Genomic DNA, 24,814 nt, shown 5'->3' with positions numbered 1-24,814 from the left:
TCCCCGCCGCGATGCCAGCCTGTGAAATCACCATCATCAACAAACTGGGGCTGCATGCCCGCGCCGCGGCCAAGTTCGTCGGTGTCGCCGGGCGCTACCCCTGCCAGATCCGCGTAGGCCGCACCCCGGAAAGCCTGGTGGACGGCAAAAGCATCATGGCCGTGATGATGCTCGCCGCCGGCAAGGGCACCAACATCCACCTGCACACCGAAGGCGAGCAGGACGACGATGCGCTCAACGCACTGATCGAGTTGGTCAACAACCGCTTCGACGAAGGCGAGTGACGGAAAGCCCGGTACAGATACCGGGCCCGAAAGAGCTGAAACACTGAACCACCCCGCGACGCCTTCCCTGCGTCGCGACATGATCACCGGCCGATCAGGCCAGCGCCGTATCCAGCACCATCATCAGGCAGAAGCCCGCGGCCAACCCCAGGCTCGCAGCGGTTTCGTGGCCCTTGCGATGGCATTCCGGGATGATTTCGTGGGTCACCGCGAAGAGCATCGCCCCCGCCGCCAGGGCCAGGCCCCAGGGCAACAGCAACGCCGACACCTGCACCAACCAGGCACAGAGCAACGCGAACACCGGCTCCACCAGCCCGGACGCCGCGCCGATCAGCATCGCCTTGCCCCGGGACATGCCCGCCCCCGCCAACACCAGGGAAATGATCAACCCCTCCGGCAGGTCCTGCAGTGCGATGCCCAATGCCAGGCTATCCGCGCCCGCCAACCCGGCGCCCGCCGCCACGCCCACCGCCATGCCTTCCGGGATGTTGTGCAGGACGATGGCAATGACGAACAGCAGGATGCGCGGTGCCAGCACCAGGCGGTCGGTACGCGCATCCACCTCGAGCTGCCGCTCCGGCAGCAGCCTGCCAAGGCCGAACAGTGCACTGGCCCCCAGCAACAGGCCGAGGCTCATCAGGAAGCCTGCCGACCATTTGGAAAAGCCCAACTGGCCGGCCGCATCCAGTCCGGGGATCAACAGCGAGAACACCGTCGCCGCCAGCATCACACCGGCACCGAAGCCCAGCAGGGTGTCGGAGGTGCGTGCCGAGATGCTGCGCATGAACAGCACCGGCAAGGTGCCGACGGCCGTGCCCAACGCACACAGCGTGCCCGACTTCAGCGCATGCCAGAGATGAGGCTCCAGCGCACGCTCGGCAGCCAGTACCGCCTGCCAGGACAACAGCAGGCAGCCGACGAGCATCACGCAGAGGCCAAGAACCTGGCGCAGGGAAAGCCCGCTGGGTAATAGAGAAGACATGGGACCCCGGCTGGGCGAGTGCAGGCGCCCGTCGGCACCCAGGCTGTGCAGGTCGGGCTCAGGCATCAGGCCATCGCCTCTCGGTATCGACGGTCCACTTCGGCCCAGTCGATGACATTGTAGAAAGCGCCGATGTATTCGGGACGACGGCTCTGGTAACGCAGGTAATAGGCGTGCTCCCAAACATCCAGCCCGAGGATCGGCACGTTGCCATTCATCAGCGGGCTGTCCTGGTTACCGCTGCTCTCCACCACCAGGCGCTTGCCCGGCGTCACGCTGAGCCAGGCCCAGCCGCTGCCGAAGCGGGTCAGCGCCGCCTTGGTGAAGGCCTCCTTGAAGGCCGCGAAGCCGCCCAGCTCCGCCTCGATGGCCGCACGCACGGTGCCATGGGACTCCCCACCGCCAGTGGGCGACATCACGGTCCAGAACAGCGAATGGTTGGCGTGCCCGCCGCCGTTGTTGATCACCGCGCCGCGCAGTTGCTCGGGCACCTCCGCCAGGCGCCGCAGCAACGACTCCACCGGCAGCTGGCCGAGGGGGTTGCCCTCCAGGGCTGCATTGAGATTGTTGATGTAGGTCTGGTGGTGCTTGCTGTGGTGGATTTCCATGGTCTGCGCATCGATATGCGGTTCCAGGGCATCGTAGGCGTAGGTGAGGACGGGCAGGCTGTAGGTCATGGTCGGTTCCTTGTTCAATGGTAGTAGCGGCTGCCGGAGGTGCTCGGCAGGGCTCGCGAAGAATGGCCAGGCACGATGCCGAGCAGGCGATCGGTGCGGGGATAGGCGCCGTGCTCCTGGATGAACTGCAACAGGCTGCTGTAGGTGCAGCGGCTGTGGCGCAGGGCAACGTCGCGCAGCGCCTCGGGCAGGCTGGTGTCACGCAGCACCTGCAGCAGGCGCTCGTGGCAGGTGCAGAGGTTCTCCGCCGTCTCCTCCGGCTGGCCGAGCATCAGGTGCAGGTCGGCCAGGTTGTGGTGGGAGACCACGAACGCGGCCACCGCCTGGTCCGCATCCGGCCACCGCTCCAGCAGCATCTGCGCCTGGGCCAGGGCCTGCAGGTAAAGCTCCCGCGCCTCGATCCAGTCACCGCTGTGGAAGCTGCGGTTGCCAGCCTCGATGGTTCGTTTCCAGTACTCCATCGGCCACCTCCAGGTGGGCGAAGGGTGCCGCCGTGGCAGCACCCGGTGTCGCGGCTAGAGGCCGCCCTCGGTGAGTTTTTCCGGGTCGAGCAGCTTCTCCAGCTCCGCGCGGCTCAGCTCGGTGTTCTCCTGCGCCACATCGATCACCGGGCGCCCCTCGCGGTACGCCTGCTTGGCGATCTCGGCGGCCTTGAGGTAGCCGATGATGGGATTCAGCGCGGTGACCAGAATCGGGTTGCGCGACAGCGCTTCGTTCAGCTTCGGCTGGTTGACCTTGAAGCTCGCCACCGCACGGTCGGCCAGCAGCAGGCTGCTGCTCGACAGCAGCTGGACGCTGTTCAACAGGTTGTGGGCGATCACCGGCAGCATCACGTTCAGCTCGAAGTTGCCCGACTGGCCGGCAACGGTGATGGCCGCGTCATTGCCGATCACCTGGGCGGCGACCATCGCCGTGGCCTCGGGGATCACCGGGTTGACCTTGCCCGGCATGATCGAGGAGCCCGGCTGCAGGGCCTCCAGCTCGATCTCGGCCAGGCCTGCCAGCGGGCCGGAGTTCATCCAGCGCAGGTCGTTGGCGATCTTCATCAGGGTCACCGCCACCGTTTTCAGCTGGCCGGACAGGGCCACGGCGGTGTCCTGGGAGCCGATCAGGGCGAAGAAGTTGTTGCCCGGGGTGAACTGCAAGCCGGTGAGCAGGTTCAGCTCCACGCAGAAACGCTCGGCGAAGCGCGGGTGGGCGTTGATCCCGGTGCCGACCGCGGTGCCGCCCTGGGCCAGTTGCTGCAGGCTCGGCATCAGCGCACGCAGGTGCTCGATATTGCTCTGCACCTGCTGGGCCCAGCCGTCCAGCACCTGGCTCATGCGCACCGGCATGGCGTCCATCAGGTGGGTGCGGCCGGTCTTTACATAGGGGCGTACTTCCAGGGACTTCTCGCAGAGCACCTTGAGCAGGTGGCCGAGGGCGGGCAGCAGTTGCTCGCTCACCTCGATGGCCGCGCTGGCATGGATGCTCGACGGGATGATGTCGTTGCTGCTCTGCCCGCAGTTGACGTGGTCATTCGGGTTGACCTTCTCCGCCAGCAGGCGGCTGGCCAGGGTGGCGATCACCTCGTTGGCGTTCATGTTCGAGCTGGTGCCGGAGCCGGTCTGGAACACGTCCACCGGGAAGTGGGTCATGAAGTCGCCCGCCAGCAATTCCTGGCAGGCGCTGACGATGGCGTCGCCCATGGCCGGGCTGATCTGCTCCAGGTCGACGTTGGCCCGTGCGGCAGCAGCCTTGGCGAGGATCAGTGCACGAATGAAAGCTGCCGGCATGCGCTGGCCGGAGACCGGGAAGTTGTTCACCGCCCGCTGGGTCTGCGCGCCGTACAGCGCCTTGGCCGGGACTGCCAGTTCGCCCATGCTGTCGCGTTCGATTCGGGTATCAGTCACGCTGTATTTCCTTCTTCCGGTTCGATGTAGCTCAGGGATGGCGCCAGGCGCAGGGTCGCCAGGCGCCGCTGCAGCCCGAGCAGGCGCTGGCGTCGCAACGGATCGCGGGCCAGCGGGCGCAGGGACTGCAGGGGTAGATAGGCGTGGTCGAGGCACAAGCAGCGCCAGTGCCAGGGCAAGGCGCGGTCGGTGGCGCTGTCCAGCAGCAGCTGGAAGCTGCCTTCGAAAATGCGCCAGGCCGGCAGTTCGTGGTGCACGACCAACTCGTGGCCATCGTTGAGGAAGCGCGTCAGCAGGCGCGGATCGTCCGGCGCCAGGGCGCAGCGGATACGCTGGCCAAGCCAGCGCCAATCGGAGCATGCCTGGGGTTCGTCGAGACGGGGCCGCACTGCGAATCCTCAAATAGTAAGCATTCGCGTTTGAGAATAATAAACATTACTCGCACTTGCAAAGTGAAAGTGCGTCAGAGGCGGCCCCGCCTCACGTCAGCGGACGCAATCCATGCGTTAACGGCTGGCAGATTGGCTGCAAAAGCATCCAACAGCACCGATCTCCGGAGCACATGAAAGTCGCGTCGTCGAGCGTGGCGGGCCATCGGTGCGGGAAAAACACCCATAAAAAACGCGCCACCCGGGCGCGTTCTTCATAACGACGGCTGGGCGGGCGATCAGCTGCCCGCCACCGTCATGCGCTCGATCAGCACCGAGCCGGTGCGGATGTTGCCGCGCACTTCCAGGTCGCTGCCAACGGCGAGGATCTGGCGGAACATGTCCTTCATGTTGCCGGCGATGGTGACCTCCTGGACGGGGAACTGGATTTCGCCGTTCTCCACCCAGTAACCGGCCGCACCACGGGAGTAGTCGCCGGTGACCATGTTCAGGCCGTGGCCCATCAGCTCGGTCACCAGCAGCCCGCGGTCCATGCGGCGCAACAGCGCCTTCTGGTCTTCCTGGCCGTGGGTGACGAAGAGGTTGTGCACGCCCCCGGCGTTGGCGGTGCTGGGCAGGCCCAGCTTGCGCCCGGAGTAGGTGCCGAGGATGTAGGAGACCAGTTCGCCCTTCTCCACGAACGGCTTGGCGTAGGTCGCCAGCCCGTCGTTGTCGAAAGAGGCGCTGGCCATGGCGCGTGGGATCAGCGGGCGCTCGTCGATGCTCAGCCACTCGGGGAACAGGCGCTCGCCCAGTGCACCTTCGAGGAAGGACGACTTACGGTAGAGGTTGCCGCCGGAGATGGCCGACAGGAAGCTGCTGAACAGCCCGGTGGCCAATTCCGCGGCGAACAGCACCGGCACCTCGCAGGTGGGCACCGGGCGCGCGCCCAGGCGGCTGACCGTGCGTTCCGCCGCGCGGCGGCCGATGACCTGAGCATCGGTCAGCTGGGTGCCGATGCGGTTCACGTCGTACCAGTAGTCGCGCTGCATCTGCCCTTCGCCACCGGCGATCATCACGCAGCTCAGGCTGTGCCGGCTGCTGGCGTAGCCGCCGATGAAGCCATGGCTGTTGCCATAGACGCGGCAGCCTTGGTGGGTGCTGAGGGTGGTGCCATCGGCGTTGCTGATGCGCGGGTCGGCATCGAAGGCCGCCGCCTCGCACACCAGCGCCTGCTCCACCGCCTGTTCGGGGGTGATGGTCCAGGGGTGGTAGAGATCGAGGTCCGGCAGGTCACGGGCCATCAGGCCGCGATCGGCCAGGCCGGCGCACTCGTCCTCGGAGGCGTGCTTGGCGATGGCCAGCGCGGCGGCCACCGTCTCGCGGATGGCGTCATCGCCGGTGGCCGAGGTGCTGGCCGAACCCTTGCGCTGCCCCACGTACAGGGTGATGCCGAAGCCTTGATCACGATTGAACTCGACGGTTTCCACTTCGCGCTGGCGCACCGTGGTCGACAACCCCTGCTCCACCGAAACCGCGACCTCACAGGCCGTCGCACCCTGGCGACCGGCTTCGGCGAGGATGCGCTCGACCCGTGCCTGCAACTCGGGCAAGGCCTGCGGGCCGACCACTTCTACTTCACTCATAGCCACTCCAGTTCACAAAACCTTTTCGACGGGGCGGGCGCACCCGGCGCACCACCCCACGGACCGCACCATTGCGGCGCCAGCCGGGCCGGACAATCCCCGTCCGACTGGTTATCATGGCGGCGTTTCCCACTGGATCGCCCCCATGTCTGAATACCTCGACGACGACTTCTCCGGAGAGAAGAGCAAAACCCAGGTCAAGAAAGAGCTTCACGCCCTGCAGGACCTCGGTGAACGTCTGACCACGCTCAAACCCGATGTCCTCGCCAAGCTGCCGCTGACCGACGCGCTGCAGAAGGCCCTGCTCGAAGCGCCTAGGCACAAGGCCCACATCGCCCGCAAACGCCACCTGCAGTACATCGGCAAGCTCATGCGCGAGCAGGACATCGAGGCCATCGTCACCCTGGTCGACCAGCTCGACGCCTCCACCCGCCAGTACAACGAGCGCTTCCACAACCTGGAGCGCTGGCGCGACCGCCTCATCGGCGGGGACGACAGCACCCTGGAATCCTTCGTCGCCGAATACCCGGAAACCGACCGCCAGCACCTGCGCAGCCTGATCCGTCATGCCCAGCACGAGGCGGCCCGTAACAAACCGCCGGCCGCGGCGCGCAAGGTCTTCAAATACATCCGCGACCTGGACGAAACCCAGCGCGGGCTGCGTTAAAGGCCGCTGGAAGCTCGAAGCCGGAAAGCACACGGCTTCGAGCGCCCAACGCCCCTCCTCAAGCTCCCGTACCACCCACCGTGATCGCATCGATCTTCAGTGTCGGCTGGCCCACGCCGACGGGCACCGATTGCCCATCCTTGCCGCAAGTGCCCACGCCGCTGTCCAGCGCCAGGTCGTTGCCGACCATGGAAACCCGGCTCATCGCCTCGGGGCCGTTGCCGATCAGGGTCGCGCCCTTGACCGGCGCGGTGATCTTGCCGTTCTCGATCAGGTAGGCCTCGCTGGTGGAGAACACGAACTTGCCGCTGGTGATGTCCACCTGGCCGCCGCCGAGGTTGGCGCAGTAGATGCCGCGCTCCACCGAGGCGATGATCTCTTCCGGGTCGCTCTCCCCCGCCAGCATGTAGGTATTGGTCATGCGCGGCATCGGCAGGTGCGCGTAGGACTCGCGACGGCCGTTGCCGGTGGGCGCCACGCCCATCAGGCGGGCGTTGAGCTTGTCCTGCATGTAGCCCTTGAGCACGCCGTTCTCGATCAGCGTGGTGCACTGGGTCGGGGTGCCTTCGTCGTCCAGGCTCAGCGAGCCACGGCGGCCCGCCAGGGTGCCGTCGTCGACGATGGTGCAGAGGCTGGAAGCGACCTTCTCGCCGATCCGCCCGCTGTAGGCCGAGCTGCCCTTGCGATTGAAATCGCCTTCCAGGCCGTGACCCACCGCTTCATGCAGCAGCACGCCGGACCAGCCCGCGCCCATCACCACCGGCAAGGTACCGGCCGGCGCCGGAATGGCTTCCAGGTTCACCAGCGCCTGGCGCAGCGCCTCACGGGCGTATCCCATGGCGCGGTCTTCCTGGAGGAAATAGCGGTAGTCGGTACGCCCGCCACCGCCGTGGCCACCGCGCTCGCGGCGACCGTTCTGTTCGACGATGACGCTGACGTTGAAACGCACCAGCGGGCGCACGTCGGCACCCAGGCTGCCGTCGCTGGCGGCGACCAGAATGTGTTCCCAGACACCCGCCAGGCTCACGGTGACCTGCTTGATGCGCGGGTCCAGCGCACGGGTGGCGACGTCGATGCGCTTGAGCAGCTCGACCTTCTCGGCGCGGTCGATCACGTCCAGCGGGCTGTCCGGCGCGTAGAGCCGGGCGACGTCCGGGCTGGCGAAGGCCTGCACGCGGCCCTGCTGCCCGGCACGGGCGATGGAGCGTGCGGCGCGGGCCGCCTGGCCCAGTGCATCGGCGGTGATGGCATTGCTGTAGGCGAAACCGGTCTTCTCGCCGGACTGCGCGCGCACGCCCACGCCCTGGTCGAGGTGGAAACTGCCGTCCTTGACGATGCCGTCCTCCAGCACCCAGGACTCGGAAACCTGGCCGTGGAAGTACAGGTCGGCGGCATCGATGCCCGGGCCGGCGACTTCGCCCAGCACGCCCGGCAACTGCTCGATGGTAAGGCCGCCGGGTGCCAGCAGTTGGTCACTGACGGATAACAACAATTGGCTCATAACTTCTCCGTTCTCGCCGGCCCGGGTGCGGCCGGCGTCAAGAATCTTCTGTGTGCCGTCACCGGCATGCGCTGGCGCACCGCCAGCTGTTCGTCCTTATCGCGGCGGGCGATCAGCACCGCCTCGCCGCTGGCCTGTTCGGCAATCACCCGACCCCATGGATCGACGATAGCCGAATGGCCGAAAGTCTCGCGCGGCCCCGGATGAACGCCACCCTGCCCCGCCGCCAGTAAATAGCACTGGGTCTCGATGGCCCGCGCCCGTACCAGCACCTGCCAATGCGCCGCACCGGTCACCGCGGTGAAGGCCGAGGGCGCGGTGATCAGCTCGGCACCGGCCTCGCGCAACGCCCCATACAGCTCGGGGAAGCGCAGGTCATAACAAACCGTCAGGCCCAACCGGCCCACCGGCGTATCAGCGAGCACCACACGCTCGCCGAAGGCATAGTCGTCCGACTCGCGGTAGCGGCCCCGGGCATCGGCCACGTCGACATCGAACAGGTGGATCTTGTCGTAGCGCGCCACCCGCTCGCCCCGCTCATCCACCAGCAGCGAACAGGCATTGGGCTTGGCATCCGGCGCGTCGTCCGGCGGCAACGGTACGGTACCGGCCACCACCCATAACCTGAGGTCACGAGCCACCTGTTTCAACCAGGACAGGATCGGGCCTTCACCAAGCGCCTCGGCACGGCCGATGGCGGCATAGTCGCGACGCCCCATGGCGGCGAAGTTCTCGGGCAGTACGGCGAGGCGCGCGCCGCCCTCGGCAGCGGACTCGAGCAGGCGACGGGCGGTCGCGAGATTGGCCAGGACATCGTCCTGGCTGACCATCTGGATCACCGCGAAGGTCATGGCATTCTCCACAGCGGGTATCGCCGCATGCTACTCCAGCGCGTGGCCGACGGAATCAATTGGGCTTCTCGAACGGCTTGTCGAAACTGATCTTCGGCTCCGTCAGCGGCCCTTTCACCTCGTACTGCACGCTGGCGAAGCGCGCCACCTTGTCACCCAGCAGCTTGTCCACCACGAACAGCGCACCACCAATGGCCGGCGCCCCGACGATCAAGGCGGCCAGCGGCAGGTTGTTGGTCACCGGCAGGGTCACCAGCAGCTTGGCATCGATGGTGTCGTGGGCCATGTCCAGGGTGCCTTTCAGCTCCAGGCCGCTGGAAGGGCCTTCGAGAACGATGGGCTCACGGGTGACGAAGACCCCCTCGCTGCCCACCAGCAGGCCCTTGACCCGGTCGTAGGCCAGGCCCTTGCCGAGCAGGTCGGAGAAGTCCAGGCGCAGGCGGCGGCCGATGGAGTTGAAGTTGAGCAGGCCGAACACGCGCAGGGCCTGGGCGCTGCCCTCCACCTCGACGAACTGCCCCTTGCGCAGGCTGGCATCGAGGGTGCCGGAGAAGCGCTTGAGGCTCACCCAGGCCGGCGAGCCCGGCCAGCGGCCGTCGGCATCCAGGCGGAAGCGCTCGCTGGTGGCGGTGGGCGCGAACTTCCAGGCCAGCAATACATCGGCGAGGTTCTTGCCTTCGAGGCGGCCTTTGTACCAGCTGGAGCTGGCACCGGCGGCGCCTTCCCACCCGGTGGAGCCGGTGATCTTCAGCCCCTTGAGGTTGAGGTCAAGGTCACTGAACAGGGTGCCCTGGGCCGTCGGCCGGGCCTTGAACGCCCAGGCGCCCAGGGGCTCGTCGCCAAGCTGCACCTGGGCGATGCGCACATCCAGCGCCGGGACGGCATGGGGGTCGACATCCTTCAGCGGGTCGGGGCTGGCTTCCGCCGCCTCGTCGTTCTCCGGCGGCTTGGGCAGGCGCACCCGCGCCAGGTCGAGCACGATGGGCGCACCCTTGGCATCGGGCAGGCTGACGCTGCCCTGCAACAGGTCACTGTCGAGGTCGACCTTCCACAGGGCGTCACCACGGGCCAGGCCGACCCGGAAGTCCTCGAGGCTCATGCCCATGCCATCGAAGTGGCCGATGCGCAGGTCGGCGCCTTGCAACAGGCCCACAGCGTCACCGGCATCCTTGGCGGCGTAGCGATCACGCACCGCCTGCCAGGCAGCCAGGTCCAGCGTGTCCAGGGTGCCGCGTACGCGAATGCCACGGTTCGACGGCATGCTCGCGCTGCCCGAGCCCAGCAGCAGTTCGCCGCGTGCCTGGGAAAAGTCCGTGGCCGGTGCCGCGACCGCCAGGTTGGCCAGGCCGCCGTAGTCGAACCAGTAGCGCCGCTCGGGGCCGTCCAGGGTCATGCGCCATTGGCTGTCACGCACCTCGCCCGCCGCCTTGCCGAAGGGTGCCGGCAGGTCGATGGCCGCCCCCTTGAGGCTTGAATCAATGCGCAGCTGGCTGTCCTTGCCGTCCAGCGCCAGGTCGAGCTTGTAGGGGATGTCACCGGAAATCGGCAGCGGCCGGGTCACCCCCAGCCAGGCGGCAACGTCCTTTACCGCCGCCTGACCGCTGGCCTGGATGCGCGTGCGCCCCTTGCCATTGCGCCCCTCGGCGATGGCCTTGGCGGTGACCTCGCGACCGAAGGCCTTGCCCCGGATCTGCTGGGCGCTGAGGCCGCTGGCGGTGTCGAAGCAAAAGGTGCCGGCCAGGGCGCTGAGCTCCAGGCTCGGCTTGGCGAACTTCAACCGGGCATCACGGGTGGTGAGCTCGACGATGACCCGGGGTTCGCCCCCGGCCTTCTCCAGGGGGATGTCCAGGTCCAGGTTGCCATCCAGGCTGCCGTCACCCTGCCAGCCGGCCATCACTTCAGCAGCCGGTGTGGGTGCCTCCTGCATGATCTTCAGGCCGTCGGTGAAGCTGCTGTCCAGCTGTGCCTTGACCCGCAGGTGCGGCACCTGGCCGTGTTCCACATGGGGCACATCGGCGCGGGCATCGCTGACGCGGCTGTCGAGGATGCGCCCGCTGGGTACGCGCACGCGCACGCCGCTGTCTTCGACGAACACGTCGCCACGGGCCTCGCGCAGGGCCGGCCAGCCAGGCTGATAGGCCAGCTCGGCATCGTGGACCTTGAAGAACAGGCTGATGGAGCGGGATTCCGGCGGCGAGTCGTGCTGCAGCGAACCTTGGTACTGGAAGAAGCCCTCGTCCACCACGCCCCCCTTGATCGCGGTCTTCAGCCATTCGGCCAGGGCCGGGCTGAGGCCGCTGGACAGGGTCGGCAGGTACTTCTCGGTGTAGCGCGCATCGCCCTCGTGCAGGCCGACGCGCAGGTCCATGTAATCCTCCTGCGCCGGGTCGTGCAGCAGGCGGATGAGGAAGTCGCCGGCGACCTTGCCTTCATCGCCGGTCACCTGCAGGTAGGGGCTGATCAGGGTGAAGCCCTGGTCATCCAGCTTCCAGGTCAGCCGCGCATGGGCCTCGTGGTAGCGCCAGGGCTTGGGGAACAGGTGGTCGAGGTGCAGGGCGAAGTCGTCGGAGTCCATCCGCAGCTCACCGCCGGCCAGGTCGCCGGTGATGCTGCCGCTGACGTTCTCGGCCGCCGGCGCGCCGTGCACGGCGTTGAAGGCGATGCGCTCCAGGTTGCTGCTGAAGCCGATATGCCGGGCACCCTCCACCTGGGGCCGGTAGACCATCTGCAGGTTGCGCAAGGCACCCCGGGGCTTGAGGCCGCTGACCAGCTCGGCAGCCAGGTCCGGCAGCGGCACCAGGCCCTCCACCAGCGGCACCAGGGGCTGCAGGTCGAGGCGGTCGGCGGCGAGCTTCCACTCGGCTTCGCCCTGGCCGTTATCCAGCACCTGCTCCAGCTTGATGTGGGCATTGCTGTAGCGCTGCTCGCCAACGCTCACTGCCAGGGAGTCCAGCAACAGGCTCATGCCCTTGTCGTTGCGGTTGAAGTAGGCGTCCACCGCCAGGTCCTGCAGGGCCACCGGCTTGCGCTGGGCATAGCTGCCGCGCAGTTCGCCGACGTGCACACGGGCCACGGCGCCTTGCAGGGCACCGCGCTTCCAGTCGACCCAGAGTTCGCCACCGCCCTTGAACTGCTCGATGCGCCAATCACGGGTCAGGCCCTTCGGCAGCCAGCGTGCCCAGTCACTCTGAGGCAGGCTGAGGTAGAGCTCGGCGTCGCTGTCCAGCACCACGTCGGGATTGAGCCGGGTACGCAGGCGCAGGCTCAGTGGCTGGCCGTCCGGCAGGGTCAGCTGGCCGTCCAGGCGTTGCCGCGAGGCACTGCCGCCCAGGGATGTCTGTACATAGGTGAAGGTGACCGGCTTCTGCTTCCAGGGCTCCAGGGTGACCTGGCTGTTGAGCAGGGAGATGCGTTTGACCACCCCGAGGCCATCGATCAGCTTGCGCGGGTTGAACGGCTGCTGGTCGTCGCGGGCCGGCATGCCGGCCAGGGTCCACTTGCCGGCTTCGTCCTGCTGCACCTGCAACTGCAAGCCCTCGACTTCCAGGCTGGCGATGCGCGGCGCACGGGCCAGCAGGCTGCCAAGCAGATCAGGCACCACGCGCACCTGGTCCAGGCGCAGGACCGCATCCCCCTCCCCCAGCATCACGTCATGGGCCACCAGCACCGGGCCCATGCCTCGCCAGCGGCCTTCGAGGCTACCGATCAGCAAGGGTTCGCCCAGGGCCTCACGGGCCTTTTCCTGGACTTCAGCTCGGTACTCGGCCACCAGCGGCACCAGTTGCCGCCCGAGGCTCACATAGAGCGCAGCCAGCACCAGGCCCAGTGCGCAGAGCGCCAGCAGGGTACGCAGGAAGGTGACCAACGTCAGGCCCGGACGCGCCATATCAGTTCAGGCCCTCAGAGCAGCACGACATCGTACTGCTCCTGGGAATACATGCCCTCGACCTGGAACTTGATGGTGCGCCCGATGAAGGCTTCGAGATCGGCGACGTTGCCCGATTCCTCGTCCAGCAGGCGGTCCACCACCTTCTGGTTGGCCAGCACCAGGTAGCCTTCGGCCTGGTAGGCGCGGGCTTCCCGGAGGATTTCGCGGAAGATCTCGTAGCAGATGGTTTCGGCGGTCTTCAGCATGCCGCGACCCTGGCAGCTCGGGCACGGCTCGCAGAGGTTCTGCATCAGGCTTTCGCGGGTGCGCTTGCGGGTCATCTGCACCAGGCCGAGTTCGGTGATGCCGATGATGTTGGTCTTGGCGTGGTCCCGTTCCAGCTGCTTCTCCAGCGTCCGCAGGACCTGGCGCTGATGCTCCTCGTCCTCCATGTCGATGAAGTCGATGATGATGATGCCGCCCAGGTTGCGCAGGCGCAGCTGGCGGGCGATGGCGGTGGCCGCTTCGAGGTTGGTCTTGAAGATGGTCTCTTCGAGCGTGCGGTGGCCGACGAAGGCGCCGGTGTTCACGTCGATGGTGGTCATCGCCTCGGTGGGGTCGATGATCAGGTAGCCGCCGGACTTCAGCAGTACCTTGCGCTCCAGGGCCTTCTGGATCTCGTCCTCGACGCCGTAGAGGTCGAAGATCGGGCGCTCGCCGGGGTAGTGCTCCAGGCGGTCGGCGATCTCGGGCATCAGCTCGTCGACGAACTGGGTGACCTTCTGGAAGGTTTCCCGGGAGTCGATGCGGATCTTCTCGATGCGCGGGTGGACCAGGTCACGCAGGGTGCGCAGGGCCAGGCTCAGGTCTTCGTAGATCACCGAAGGCGCAGGTGCGCTCTGCATCTGCGAGGAAATCTGCTCCCACAGCCGGCGCAGGTAACGGATGTCGACGAGGATCTCTTCGGCCCGTGCCCCATCGGCAGCGGTGCGCAGGATGAAGCCGCCGGTCTCCACGATGCCTTCGGCGGCGACGCAATCGGCCACCACCTGCTTGAGGCGTTCGCGCTCGGCTTCGTCTTCGATCTTCAGCGAGATGCCCACATGGGCGGTACGCGGCATGTACACCAGGTAGCGGGAGGGGATCGACAGCTGCGTGGTCAGGCGCGCGCCCTTGCTGCCGATGGGGTCCTTGGTCACCTGCACCACCAGTGCCTGACCCTCGTGGACCAGGGCGGTGATGTTCTCCACCGCACTGCCCTCGCGGTTGGAAATCTCCGAGGCATGGATGAATGCGGCGCGATCCAGGCCGATGTCGACGAAGGCCGCCTGCATGCCCGGCAGCACCCGCACCACCTTGCCCTTGTAGATGTTGCCGACGATGCCACGACGCTGGGTGCGCTCTACATGCACCTCCTGCAGCACGCCGTTTTCCACCACCGCCACGCGCGATTCCATCGGCGTGATATTGATCAGAATCTCTTCGCTCATGCTGAGAACCTACCCGACGCGCTGCCAACAAGAAATGCCGAATTCGCCCAGCACGTCCGCCGTTTCCAGCAACGGTAGACCCACCACGGCGGAATAACTCCCCTGAATGTTCTCGACGAACACCGCACCCAGTCCCTGAATCGCGTAGCCACCTGCCTTGTCCGTCGGCTCGCCGCTGGCCCAATAGGCCTCGCGCTCGGCCTGGGGGATGACGCGGAAGCGCACCCGACTGGTCACAAGGCGCGAGATGCAACGCCCGGGCTGGGCCACCGCCAATGCGGTCAACACCTCGTGCTCGCGGCCGGAAAGGCCCGCCAGCATCGTCAGGAAGTCGTCGCGGTCCTGGGGCTTGCCGAGGATGCGGCCATCGAGCACCACCGACGTATCGGCACCCAGCACGCAGGCATCCCCGGCGGCATCGCCCAGGGCGGCCAGGCCGGCGGCGGCCTTTTCCCGGGCCAGGCGCTCGACGTAGGCCGGGGCAGGTTCGCCGGGGCGCACGGATTCATCGATGGAAGCGGAAAGAAGCCGGAAGGGAACGCCGATCTGGGCGAGCAATTCGCGACGGCGGGGCGAGCCGGATGCCAGGTGGAGCGTGGCCATGCTGGGACTTCTCCATGTCGAGAAGGCGCGCGGCATGGCCGCGGCCTGGTCATTTGACGTTGAGGCGGCGGCTCAAGCCGCGCAAGGCGGCGAAAATCCAGGGCCAGAGCAAGGCGCTGACCAGGGCGGGCAAGAGGAACAACAAGGTCGGCGGGCGGTTGCCGGTCAGGGCGTTGAGCCACAGCTGCACCAGTTGGGCGAGGCCGAAGACCACCATCAACACCAGACTCTGCTGCCACATGGGGAACATGCGCAAGCGCTGATGCAGGGTCAGCACGAGGAATGTGATCAGGGACAGGATCAGCGCGTTCTGCCCCAGCAGGGTGCCGTAGAGCACGTCTTCGGCAACGCCGACCAGCCAGGCGGTGGTCATGCCTACGCGGTGCGGCAGGGCCAGCGTCCAGTAGGTGAGCAGCAGGGCGGGCCACAGCGGGCGCCCCACTTCCATGAAGGTGGGCATGGGCGCAACGCTGAGCAGCAGGGCCAGCAACAGGCTGAACCAGATCACCCAGCCATTGTTCGAACGGGCGCTGACCATCAGCGGTTCTCCCGGTGGGCGGGCGGCGTAGCCGGCGTCGAGGAGGCCGTACCAGCCGGGGCCGGAGCGGCAGGAGTCGGGGCGGCAGGCGTTGCCGCGGCGCCTGGGGCGGCCGCACCGGCGGGCGCGGGCGTCGCAGCGGGCTTGCCGGCGGCTTCGCGATCGGCCGCTTCCTGGGCTTCGGCCGAATCGTTGGCGCGTTGTTCGGGGCTGCGGGTATCGGTGAACACCAGCAGCAGGTAGCGGCTGCGGTTCAGCGCAGCGGTGGGCACGGCACGGACGATGGCGAAAGGCTGGCCGGAGTCGTGGATGACTTCCTTGACCGTCGCCACCGGGTAGCCGGCGGGGAAGCGCTGGCCAAGGCCGGAACTCACCAGCAGGTCGCCTTCCTTGATGTCCGCGGTATCGGCCACATGGCGCAGCTCCAGGCGTTCCGGGTTACCGGTGCCGCTGGCGATGGCGCGCAGGCCGTTGCGGTTCACCTGAACCGGAATGCTGTGGGTGGTATCGGTGAGCAGCAGGACGCGGGCGGTGTAGGGCATCACCTCCACCACCTGGCCCATCAGGCCACGGGCGTCGAGCACCGGCTGGCCGAGGAACACGCCGTCCTTCTCGCCCTTGTCCACCAGAATGCGGTGGGTGAAGGGGTTCGGGTCGACGCCGATCAGCTCGCCCACCAGAACCTTGTCGTCCACCAGGGCGGAGGAGTTGAGCAGCTCGCGCAGGCGCACGTTCTGCTCGGTCAGGGCCGCCAGCTTCTGCAGGCGACGCTGCATCAGCAGGCCTTCGGCCTTGAGCTTCTCGTTCTCGGCGATCAGGGTGCTGCGGCTGGTGAACTGGTCGCTGACGCCATCCCAGAGTCGCACCGGCAAATCCGCCAGCCAATAGAAGGGCGTCAGCACGAGGCCCATCTGGCTGCGTGCTGGTTTCAACGTGTCGAAGCGGGCATCGACCACCATCAAGGCGGCAGAAAGCACGGCGAACGCCAACAGGCGCACGCCGAGCGAAGGTCCCTTGGCGAATAGCGGTTTTATGACCCGCTCCTCAGGTGCAATGGCTCTCCAACCTTACTCGGTGGAGAGCAGGTCCATTGCGTGACGATCCATCATTTCCAGGGCGCGACCACCACCACGGGCCACGCAGGTCAGCGGGTCCTCGGCGACGATCACCGGCAGGCCGGTTTCCTGGGACAGGAGCTTGTCGAGATCGCGCAGCAGCGCGCCACCACCGGTCAGCACCAGGCCGCGCTCGGCGATGTCGGAAGCCAGCTCCGGCGGGGATTGTTCCAGGGCGCTCTTGACCGCCTGGACGATGGTCGCCAGGGATTCCTGCAGCGCTTCCAGAACCTCGTTGGAGTTCAGGGTGAAGCTGCGCGGTACGCCTTCGGCCAGGTTGCGGCCACGGACGTCGATCTCGCGGACTTCGCCACCCGGGAAGGCGGTGCCGATTTCCTGCTTGATGCGCTCGGCGGTGGATTCACCGATCAGGCTGCCGTAGTTGCGGCGCACGTAGGTGACGATGGACTCGTCGAAACGGTCGCCGCCAACCCGTACGGATTCGGCGTAGACCACGCCGTTGAGGGAGATCAGGGCGATCTCGGTGGTGCCACCGCCGATGTCGACGACCATGGAACCACGGGCCTCTTCGACCGGCAGGCCGGCACCGATGGCCGCGGCCATGGGTTCTTCGATCAGGAAGACTTCACGGGCGCCGGCGCCCAGGGCGGATTCGCGGATGGCGCGACGCTCGACCTGGGTGGACTTGCAGGGAACGCAGATCAGCACACGGGGGCTGGGCTGCAGGAAGCTGTTCTCGTGCACCTTGTTGATGAAGTACTGCAGCATCTTCTCGCAGACGCTGAAGTCGGCGATCACGCCGTCTTTCATCGGGCGGATGGCGGAAATGTTGCCGGGGGTACGACCGAGCATGCGCTTGGCCTCGGTACCGACGGCCACGACGCTCTTCTGGTTGCCGTGGTTACGAATGGCGACCACGGACGGCTCGTTCAGGACGATGCCGCGCTCGCGCACATAAATCAGGGTATTGGCAGTGCCCAGGTCGATCGAAAGATCGCTGGAAAACATGCCACGCAGTTTCTTGAACATGGGAGAGGGACCCTAGGCAACGCGTGGGTAAAAAAGTGCGGCAAACTCTAACAACGACAGGGATTTTGGGCAAGGCGCCGATATGTTAAATTGCCGGTTTTTCCGGGCCTCTGGGCCCATCATCGCGGCCTTTGACCGCCCGTTCGCGGTGCCGTTCCCGGCGCCCTTCCCGCACGGTCCCATGCACTGCGCTGACCGCACCTCAGTTGGAGAACCCGATGGCGCTTGAACGCTCCGACGTGGAAAAGATCGCCCATCTCGCCCGCCTGGGCCTGAACGACGGCGATATCCCGCGTACCACCGAGACCCTCAACAACATCCTCGGCCTGATCGACGCGATGCAGGCCGTGGACACCGACGGCATCGAGCCGTTGGCCCACCCCCTCGAAGCCACCCAGCGCCTGCGCGCGGACGAAGTGACCGAGGAGAACCACCGCGACGCCTACCAGGCCATCGCGCCGGCCGTCGAAAACGGCCTCTACCTCGTGCCTAAAGTCATCGACTAAGGAAAAGGGTTACAGCATGCATCAATTGACCCTGGCCGAGATCGCCCGTGCGCTGGCCGCCAAGGAATTCTCCTCCGAGGAACTGAGCGGCGCCCTGCTGGCACGCATCCAGGCCCTCGACCCGCAACTCAACAGCTTCGTCACCGTCACCGCCGACCAGGCGCTGGAACAGGCTCGTGCCGCCGACGCCCGTCGCGCCGCCGGCGAGAACGGCGCCCTGCTCGGCGCGCCCATCGCCCACAAGGACCTGTTCTGCACCCAGGGCGTACGCACCAGCTGCGGTTCGAAGATGCTCGACAACTTCACCGCGCCCTATGACGCCACCGTGGTCGAGAAGCTCAAGGCCGCCGGCACCGTCAGCCTCGGCAAGCTGAACATGGACGAGTTCGCCATGGGCTCCGCCAGCGAATCCAGTTACTACGGCGCGGTGAAGAACCCCTGGGCGCTCGACCGCGTGCCCGGCGGCTCCTCCGGCGGTTCCGCCGCGGCCGTCGCCGCGCGCCTGGTGCCCGGCACCACCGGTACCGATACCGGCGGCTCGATCCGCCAGCCTGCGGCCTTCACCAACCTCACCGGCATCAAGCCCACCTACGGCCGCGTGTCGCGCTGGGGCATGATCGCCTACGCCTCCAGCCTCGATCAGGCCGGCCCGCTGGCCCGCACCGCCGAGGACTGCGCCCTGCTCCTGGGCGCCATGGCCGGCTTCGATCCCAAGGACAGCACCAGCGTCGACGCCCCGGCGGACGATTACCTCGCCGCCCTGGCCCAGCCCCTGGCCGGCCTGCGCATCGGCCTGCCCAAGGAATACTTCGGCAGCGGCCTCGACGCGCGCATCGGCGCCGCCGTGATGGCCGTGGTCGACGAGCTGAAGAAGCTCGGCGCCACCGTCAAGGACGTTTCGCTGCCCAACATGCAGCACGCCATCCCCGCCTACTACGTGATCGCCCCGGCCGAGGCCAGCTCCAACCTCTCGCGCTTCGACGGCGTGCGCTTCGGCTACCGCTGCGATGCGCCCAAGGACCTCACCGACCTGTACAAGCGCTCCCGTGAGGAAGGCTTCGGCAGCGAAGTGAAGCGCCGCATCATGGTCGGCACCTACGCGCTCTCCGCCGGCTACTACGACGCCTACTACCTGAAGGCGCAGAAGATCCGTCGCCTGATCAAGAACGACTTCGTCAAAGCCTTCGAGGGCGTCGACCTGATCCTCGGCCCGACCACGCCCAACCCGGCCTGGAAACTCGGCGAGAAGAACAACGACCCGGTCGCCCAGTACCTCGAAGACATCTACACCATCACCGCCAACCTCGCCGGCCTGCCCGGCCTGTCCATGCCCGCCGGCTTCGTCGACGGCCTGCCGGTGGGCGTGCAGCTGCTCGCACCCTACTTCCAGGAAGGACGCCTGCTCAACGTGGCCCACCAGTACCAGCAGGTCACCGACTGGCACAAACAGGCCCCGGCCGGATTCTGAGGACGACACACATGCAATGGGAAACCGTGATCGGGCTGGAAATCCACGCACAGCTCAGCACCCAATCGAAGATCTTCTCCGCCAGCGCCACCACCTTCGGCGCCGAGCCCAACACCCAGGCCAGCCTGGTTGACCTCGGCATGCCCGGCGTCCTGCCGGTACTCAACGCCGAAGCCGTGCGCATGGCCGTGAAATTCGGCCTGGCCATCGACGCCGAGATCGGCGAGCGCAACGTCTTCGCCCGCAAGAACTACTTCTACCCGGACCTGCCCAAGGGCTACCAGACCAGCCAGATGGACCTGCCCATCGTTGGCAAGGGCCACCTGGACATCACCCTGGACGACGGCACCACCCGCCGCATCGGCATCACCCGCGCGCACCTCGAAGAGGACGCCGGCAAGAGCCTGCACGAAGACTTCCACGGCATGACCGGCATCGACCTCAACCGTGCCGGCACCCCGCTGCTGGAAATCGTCTCCGAGCCGGAGATGCGCAGTGCCAAGGAAGCCGTGGCCTACGCCAAGGCCATCCACGCCCTGGTCCGCTACCTCGGCATCTGCGACGGCAACATGGCCGAAGGCTCGCTGCGCTGCGACTGCAACGTCTCGGTCCGCCCCAAGGGCCAGGTCGAGTTCGGCACCCGCCGCGAGATCAAGAACGTCAACTCGTTCAAGTTCATCGAGCGCGCCATCAACACCGAGATCGCCTGGCAGATCGACGAGCTGGAATCCGGCCGCAAGATCGTCCAGGAAACCGTGCTCTACGACGTGGCCGCCAACGAAACCCGCTCCATGCGCAGCAAGGAAGAAGCCAACGACTACCGTTACTTCCCCTGCCCGGACCTGCTGCCGGTGGTGATCGAGAAGAGCTTCCTCGACGAAGTACGCGCCCAGCTGCCGGAACTGCCGGTGCAGAAGCGCGAGCGTTTCGAGAGCCAGTTCGGCCTCTCCGCCTACGACGCCAGCGTGCTCTCAGCCAGCCGCGAGATGGCCGACTACTTCGAAGCCGTGCAAAGCACCTGTGGCGACGCCAAGCTGGCCGCCAACTGGGTGATGGGCGAGCTCTCCAGCCTGCTCAACAAGGACGGCCTGGAGATCGAGCAATCGCCGGTGTCCGCCGAGTACCTGGGCGGCATGATCCTGCGCCTGAAGGACGGCACCATCAACGGCAAGGCCGCGAAGACCGTGTTCGCCGCCATGGCCGAAGGTGAAGGGTCCCCCGACGCCATCATCAAGGCCCGCGACCTGGTGCAGAACACCGACAGCGGCGCCGTGGAGACGCTGCTCGACGAGGTGCTCGCCGCCAACGCCGAACAGGTCGAGCAGTACCGCGCCAGCGACGAAGCCAAGCGCGGCAAGATGTTCGGCTTCTTCGTCGGCCAGGCCATGAAAGCGGCCAAGGGCAAGGCCAACCCGGCCCAAGTGAACGAACTGCTGAAGAAGAAGCTCGAAGGCTGAGCCTGCTGAACCGGTGGGCCCCGCACGGGGCCCACCGGACAGTGACAGGGCACAAGAACGTTTCGCCTCCATCAGGTGACGCCATGCAGCGACTGCTCTGCCTTCTCGCTTTCTCCGGCCTGTTGACCGGCTGCTCCTACATCCCCTTCGAACGCGACAGCGAAACCCCGGGCGACTACCGCGCCGAGGGCCGCGCCTCCTTCTATGGCGCCCGCCACCACGGCCAGAAAACCGCCAGCGGCGAACGCTTCGACCAGAACGCCCTGACCGCCGCCCACCGCACCCTGCCCTTCGGCACCCGGGTCAAGGTCACCAACCTCGACAACGACCGCAGCGTGGTACTGCGCATCAACGATCGCGGCCCCTATGCCCGCACGCGGATCATCGACGTCTCGAAAAAGGCCGCCGAGGAGCTGGGCATGATCCGCTCGGGCGTGGTGCCGGTGCGCGTCGAAAGCCTCAGATGAATCCAAGCAGGAAACCGCTATGAGCGAAACACGCAAACCCGGCGTCCAGGTCCGCCGCGAAGTCATGGGCGACGCCTTCGTCGACCGCGCCCTGGGCAATGCCACTGAATTCACCCAGCCGCTGCAGGAGTTCGTCAACGAACACGCCTGGGGCGGCGTCTGGAACCGTGAAGGCCTGGACCGCAAGACCCGCAGCCTGATCACCCTCGCCGCCCTCACCGCCCTGAAATGCCCCCAGGAGCTCAAGGGCCACGTGCGCGGCGCGCTGAACAACGGCTGCACCGTGGAAGAAATCCGCGAAGCGCTGCTGCACTGCGCCGTCTACGCCGGCGTCCCCGCCGCCATCGACGCCTTCCGCGCCGCCCAGGAAATCATCGACACCTGGCAGGCCGACCAGAAGGCCTGAGCCCTTCCAAGGGGCAGACCCATGGGGGCGAATTCATTAGCTATGTCGGCGTTAGGTGTTGCTGGAGAGTTTCGAGCCCAGCTTATTGCCGAGTTCTGGTGAGACTTTTGGTTTCGCCCACCCGGGCGAGTCCCTTTTCCAATCGCTGGAACGCCAGCCCGGTGAAAAGGAACCAAAAAACTCACCCCATCATCCGGCCCCGGCTTCGCCGGGGTGCCCTCGCTCCATCATCGTTACTCGCTACGCTCGCCCTTCGGGCCGCACTGAAGTGCGTTCGCCACAAGTGGCGTCCAGGGGCACGCCGCGACATCCATGTCGCTCAACCCCTTACACGACGATTGCGCTCAGCCTTCTGGAGGGGCATTTGGCGGCTGCTCCAACTTTATCCGCTCCCCTCTCACCTCGATGTGCGCATCACCCGTGGGCGCGCACGGCCTTTCGTAGGGTGGGTAGAGCTTGGCGAAACCCACGCGGAGAGGTGGCAGGAATCCTGAAGCGCTAGGGAAACGCTGTATTTGAGCTGTTGCATCGAATCCACAACAGCTAACGCAGACAGAGCCAATTCATTCGCCCAGCGGCGCGCAGCGCCGCCATGCCTACCGATCAGGGATAGCTGAAGCTCTTCACCAGGGTCAGCTCCCCCGGCTGGCGCATGGGCACGAGGAAGCTCTGCTGCTTCTCGTTGGCCGTGCCCTCTTCGCTGATCACGGTGATCTGGCCGATGGTCAGCGCCTGCCCCGGCGAGCTGCTGCCGTCCTCGTCGCTGCGGTAACCACCGCCGTAGTAGTTCACATAGACCAGGTACTGGCCCTTGAGCGGGGTCGGCGTGGCGATCATTTCCGGGCCGTAGCCGGTGGTCACGTCCACGTCCAGGGCCGCGCCGTTGGCCAGGGAGCGCTCGCCGTACCACACGTGGCCACCATCCGGGGTCACCAGGTGCAGGTCGAGGTCGGTGTTGTCGCTGTCCCAGGACAGCACCACCCGCAGGCGCGCCGAAGCCCCGCCGCGACCGAGGCTGTAGAACTGCACGCGACGCTTCTGCTGGCCGTCGGGGCTGCGCACCTCAACGCTGTTACTGCCCCCCGGGAACACGAAGGGACGGTCGAAGCCGCCGTCCTCGTTGATCTTCAGCGGCATGTCGATGCCGTTGACCACCAACCGGCCCGGGCCCTGCGGAGCCTTGGCCAGGCCCGTGATGGCGCCCTTGATGCGCGCGGTATCGGCCTGATCCTCGGCGACGTTCACCGAGGACGCCGGGTAGTTCACCTGCTGCATGAAGTGCTCGCCGTCGCCGCTGCCTTGGCGCCAGCCGCCACGGGGCGTGTCGAGGCGCACCTCGGCACTGGCGGCCAGGGGGATCAGGCTGAGAAGCAAGGGGGCGAGGTATCCGGGGCGCAGGCGCATGGGGTCATTCCAGTAACAGGTGGCGGGCGAGGCGTTCGACGTAGTCTTCGTCCTGGCCGTTGGGGTGGGCTTCGAAGGCCAGGTGCAGGTATTCGTGGGTCAGGTCGAGGCGGTCCTGCAGGGAGAACAGGCCACGCACGAAGATGCGCCGCCGCTCACGGTCGACATGGGGCTTGCCGGAGGCCAGGCGGCACACGGCGAATTGCTGGATCTCGTCATAGCCGGGCTCGGCGTCCAGGGTGGCGCGCCAGCCGCGGCGCTGCGTGCGCAACCACTCCTCGGCATTGGGCAGCGCCTGGCAGGCGGCCACGGGCTTGTCCCAGCGGCTGAGGCTGGCACGGGGAAAGGCGCGGGCGAGGATGGCGTCGTAGCGCAGGCCATCGCCGGCCTGCTGCACCGCCTGTTGCCAGGCCAGGCGATCAGGCCCCGGTTTGTCGCTGTGGTAGGTCACCGGGCTGCCGGCCAGCACCAGGTCGGCGGTCCAGGCGGCGATGGCGCGGGCCTCGGCAGTGGCCGGGCGCGGTGCCACGCGCTGGTTGGCGCTGCTGTCGTCGATGGTCAGGCACTCGCCACGGCGGCCGGCGTTCTGTTGCAGGTAGCTGCGGATGGCCACGGCCAGGGCCTTGGCCGCCTCCACCGGCTGCGCCGAGGCTTCGCGTTGCAGCACGCGGGCCACGTAGTCCTCGCGTTGCAGGTGGGCGGTGAGCGTCTGGGCATCGCCCTGGCCTTCGAGGAACAGCTCGCCGTCGCTTTCGATACCCAGGCGGTTGCCATTGGCGAACTCCACCTCATAGCGCCCGCGTAGCATGCCCGGCGCCACGGCGGCGGCCTGCCCCTCGCGGCGTACCTGGCGCACCGGGTAGCGGGTGAACAGATCGACTTCGACGCAGGCGCCGGTTTCCGCTGGCCAGGTGGTGGGCAGTGTCTGCCCGAGTATCTCGGCGTAATCCTTGAGCACCCGCTGACTGGTACCCGGGCCACCGGCCCAGATCGGCGTGCCATCGGCCAGCCAGCCGGCGAAGCCGCCCTGGCGCGCCTGGGCATCGCCATCGGCCAGCCAGCTCCAGGTCTTGGCCCGCAGGCGCCCACCCAGGGCGCCCAGGGCGGCGGAATCGGGGGCCGACAGGGGCACGTCGAGCAGCACCTGGCGCGCCTGGGCCTGGGCCGGCAGGTGGGCCAGCTCGTCCAGCAGCTCGCCCACCGGCACCCGGGCCTGGGGCTGCAACTGGTCGAGGCGCTGCAGCCAGCCGGCGCCCTGGCGCTCATGCCAGTAGCGCGACCAGTCGGCGGGGTCGAGGTGCAGTTCGGGGGATGAGAAGTACAGGCCGCAGGACTTCACCAGCGCCTGGTCCCGGTCGATGCGCTCGCCGGGGTTGCAGCAATAGACCTCGTCGCGGTCCTGGCCCTTGCATTGGTAGCCGGGGTCGGGGCGCGCGTTATCCACGAGGTAGGCGTAGACGAACAGTTTCCACAGGCTGCCCAGGGGCGTCTGGTGCTCGGCGGGCAGCGGCCCGCGCGTGAGCACCCGGCTGCGGTCCAGCTGCAGCAGCTCATTGCCCTGGGGCCCACGCCAGGCGAGGTTCAAAGGCGCCTCGCCCGCGTGAAGCAACGGGGCCGCCAGCATCAGCAGGGCC

General features: G+C 67.1%; 23 protein-coding genes. 7 read left to right on the top strand and 16 right to left on the bottom strand.

Annotated features, from left to right (window positions below):
• Window positions 1-11: 11 nt before the first annotated feature.
• Window positions 12-284: an HPr family phosphocarrier protein gene (locus tag PSm6_RS16040; RefSeq protein WP_043241484.1), complete on the top strand. Its 273-nt coding sequence runs from the start codon at window positions 12-14 to the stop codon at window positions 282-284.
• 94 nt (window positions 285-378) lie between these two features.
• Here PSm6_RS16040 and PSm6_RS16035 read toward each other — a convergent pair whose 3' ends face one another.
• The 6 genes from PSm6_RS16035 to pmbA form a co-directional block, all read right to left on the bottom strand.
• Window positions 379-1,266, bottom strand: coding sequence for a ZIP family metal transporter (locus PSm6_RS16035; RefSeq protein WP_043241525.1), 888 nt, complete (start codon window positions 1,264-1,266; stop codon window positions 379-381).
• Window positions 1,267-1,331: 65 nt separating this feature from the next.
• Window positions 1,332-1,943 (bottom strand): superoxide dismutase, encoded by a 612-nt coding sequence (locus PSm6_RS16030; protein WP_043241487.1) that lies wholly within the window; start codon window positions 1,941-1,943, stop codon window positions 1,332-1,334.
• Window positions 1,944-1,957: 14 nt separating this feature from the next.
• Window positions 1,958-2,404 carry a tetratricopeptide repeat protein gene (locus PSm6_RS16025; RefSeq protein WP_021217777.1) on the bottom strand — a complete coding sequence of 149 codons (447 nt, stop codon included), beginning with the start codon at window positions 2,402-2,404 and terminating at the stop codon, window positions 1,958-1,960.
• 54 nt (window positions 2,405-2,458) lie between these two features.
• Window positions 2,459-3,835, bottom strand: coding sequence for a class II fumarate hydratase FumC (gene fumC, locus PSm6_RS16020; RefSeq protein ID WP_021217776.1), 1,377 nt, complete (start codon window positions 3,833-3,835; stop codon window positions 2,459-2,461).
• Window positions 3,832-4,224, bottom strand: coding sequence for a hypothetical protein (locus tag PSm6_RS16015; protein ID WP_043246896.1), 393 nt, complete (start codon window positions 4,222-4,224; stop codon window positions 3,832-3,834). Before PSm6_RS16015 ends, fumC begins: the two co-directional genes overlap by 4 nt.
• A 278-nt stretch (window positions 4,225-4,502) precedes the next feature.
• A complete protein-coding gene (gene pmbA / locus PSm6_RS16010) occupies window positions 4,503-5,849 on the bottom strand; it encodes a metalloprotease PmbA (RefSeq protein ID WP_043246895.1) in 1,347 nt (448 codons plus the stop codon).
• A 145-nt stretch (window positions 5,850-5,994) separates the two neighbouring features.
• Between pmbA and yjgA the strand changes: the two genes are divergently transcribed.
• Window positions 5,995-6,516 carry a ribosome biogenesis factor YjgA gene (gene yjgA, locus PSm6_RS16005; RefSeq protein ID WP_043246893.1) on the top strand — a complete coding sequence of 174 codons (522 nt, stop codon included), beginning with the start codon at window positions 5,995-5,997 and terminating at the stop codon, window positions 6,514-6,516.
• A 58-nt stretch (window positions 6,517-6,574) separates the two neighbouring features.
• Here yjgA and tldD read toward each other — a convergent pair whose 3' ends face one another.
• From tldD to mreB, 8 genes are read right to left on the bottom strand one after another with little or no spacing between them, the layout of a single operon-like run.
• A complete protein-coding gene (tldD, locus tag PSm6_RS16000; RefSeq protein WP_021217772.1) occupies window positions 6,575-8,017 on the bottom strand; it encodes a metalloprotease TldD in 1,443 nt (480 codons plus the stop codon).
• A complete protein-coding gene (locus PSm6_RS15995; RefSeq protein ID WP_265167745.1) occupies window positions 8,014-8,868 on the bottom strand; it encodes a carbon-nitrogen hydrolase family protein in 855 nt (284 codons plus the stop codon). Before PSm6_RS15995 ends, tldD begins: the two co-directional genes overlap by 4 nt.
• 55 nt (window positions 8,869-8,923) lie before the next feature.
• Window positions 8,924-12,754, bottom strand: coding sequence for a YhdP family protein (locus PSm6_RS15990; RefSeq protein WP_265167743.1), 3,831 nt, complete (start codon window positions 12,752-12,754; stop codon window positions 8,924-8,926).
• Window positions 12,755-12,768: 14 nt separating this feature from the next.
• A complete protein-coding gene (gene rng, locus PSm6_RS15985) occupies window positions 12,769-14,226 on the bottom strand; it encodes a ribonuclease G (RefSeq protein WP_021217769.1) in 1,458 nt (485 codons plus the stop codon).
• A gap of 9 nt (window positions 14,227-14,235) precedes the next feature.
• Window positions 14,236-14,829, bottom strand: coding sequence for a Maf family protein (locus tag PSm6_RS15980; protein WP_265167742.1), 594 nt, complete (start codon window positions 14,827-14,829; stop codon window positions 14,236-14,238).
• Window positions 14,830-14,878: 49 nt separating this feature from the next.
• Window positions 14,879-15,367 (bottom strand): rod shape-determining protein MreD, encoded by a 489-nt coding sequence (gene mreD / locus PSm6_RS15975; RefSeq protein ID WP_021217767.1) that lies wholly within the window; start codon window positions 15,365-15,367, stop codon window positions 14,879-14,881.
• Window positions 15,367-16,401, bottom strand: a complete 1,035-nt coding sequence (mreC, locus tag PSm6_RS15970; protein ID WP_169708357.1) for a rod shape-determining protein MreC — start codon at window positions 16,399-16,401, stop codon at window positions 15,367-15,369. Before mreC ends, mreD begins: the two co-directional genes overlap by 1 nt.
• Before the next feature lie 33 nt (window positions 16,402-16,434).
• Window positions 16,435-17,472, bottom strand: coding sequence for a rod shape-determining protein MreB (gene mreB, locus PSm6_RS15965; protein ID WP_021217765.1), 1,038 nt, complete (start codon window positions 17,470-17,472; stop codon window positions 16,435-16,437).
• Between the two features lie 218 nt (window positions 17,473-17,690).
• Between mreB and gatC the strand changes: the two genes are divergently transcribed.
• The 5 genes from gatC (at window position 17,691) to PSm6_RS15940 (ending at window position 21,776) form a co-directional block, all read left to right on the top strand.
• Window positions 17,691-17,978, top strand: coding sequence for an Asp-tRNA(Asn)/Glu-tRNA(Gln) amidotransferase subunit GatC (gene gatC, locus PSm6_RS15960; protein ID WP_021217764.1), 288 nt, complete (start codon window positions 17,691-17,693; stop codon window positions 17,976-17,978).
• 16 nt (window positions 17,979-17,994) lie between these two features.
• Window positions 17,995-19,446 (top strand): Asp-tRNA(Asn)/Glu-tRNA(Gln) amidotransferase subunit GatA, encoded by a 1,452-nt coding sequence (gene gatA / locus PSm6_RS15955; protein ID WP_043246066.1) that lies wholly within the window; start codon window positions 17,995-17,997, stop codon window positions 19,444-19,446.
• Window positions 19,447-19,457: 11 nt separating this feature from the next.
• Complete coding sequence (gene gatB, locus PSm6_RS15950; RefSeq protein WP_043246068.1) at window positions 19,458-20,903, top strand: Asp-tRNA(Asn)/Glu-tRNA(Gln) amidotransferase subunit GatB; 1,446 nt, start codon at window positions 19,458-19,460, stop codon at window positions 20,901-20,903.
• An 83-nt stretch (window positions 20,904-20,986) separates the two neighbouring features.
• Window positions 20,987-21,370, top strand: a complete 384-nt coding sequence (locus PSm6_RS15945) for a septal ring lytic transglycosylase RlpA family protein (protein ID WP_021217761.1) — start codon at window positions 20,987-20,989, stop codon at window positions 21,368-21,370.
• Window positions 21,371-21,389: 19 nt separating this feature from the next.
• Window positions 21,390-21,776 carry a carboxymuconolactone decarboxylase family protein gene (locus PSm6_RS15940; RefSeq protein ID WP_021217760.1) on the top strand — a complete coding sequence of 129 codons (387 nt, stop codon included), beginning with the start codon at window positions 21,390-21,392 and terminating at the stop codon, window positions 21,774-21,776.
• 603 nt (window positions 21,777-22,379) lie between these two features.
• Here the strand turns inward: PSm6_RS15940 and PSm6_RS15935 are convergent.
• Both PSm6_RS15935 and PSm6_RS15930 read right to left on the bottom strand, forming a co-directional pair.
• Complete coding sequence (locus PSm6_RS15935; protein WP_043246070.1) at window positions 22,380-23,180, bottom strand: YfaP family protein; 801 nt, start codon at window positions 23,178-23,180, stop codon at window positions 22,380-22,382.
• A 4-nt stretch (window positions 23,181-23,184) separates the two neighbouring features.
• The gene (locus PSm6_RS15930) at window positions 23,185-24,804 is read right to left on the bottom strand and encodes a DUF2300 domain-containing protein (protein WP_043246073.1); all 1,620 of its coding nucleotides are present in this window, start codon (window positions 24,802-24,804) and stop codon (window positions 23,185-23,187) included.
• Between the last annotated feature and the right edge of the window lie 10 nt (window positions 24,805-24,814).

The organism is Pseudomonas solani (assembly GCF_026072635.1).
Taxonomy (GTDB): Bacteria; Pseudomonadota; Gammaproteobacteria; order Pseudomonadales; family Pseudomonadaceae; genus Metapseudomonas; species Metapseudomonas solani.
Note: the sequence above shows the minus strand (reverse complement) of the source record. Positions and strands in the feature narration are given on the sequence as shown.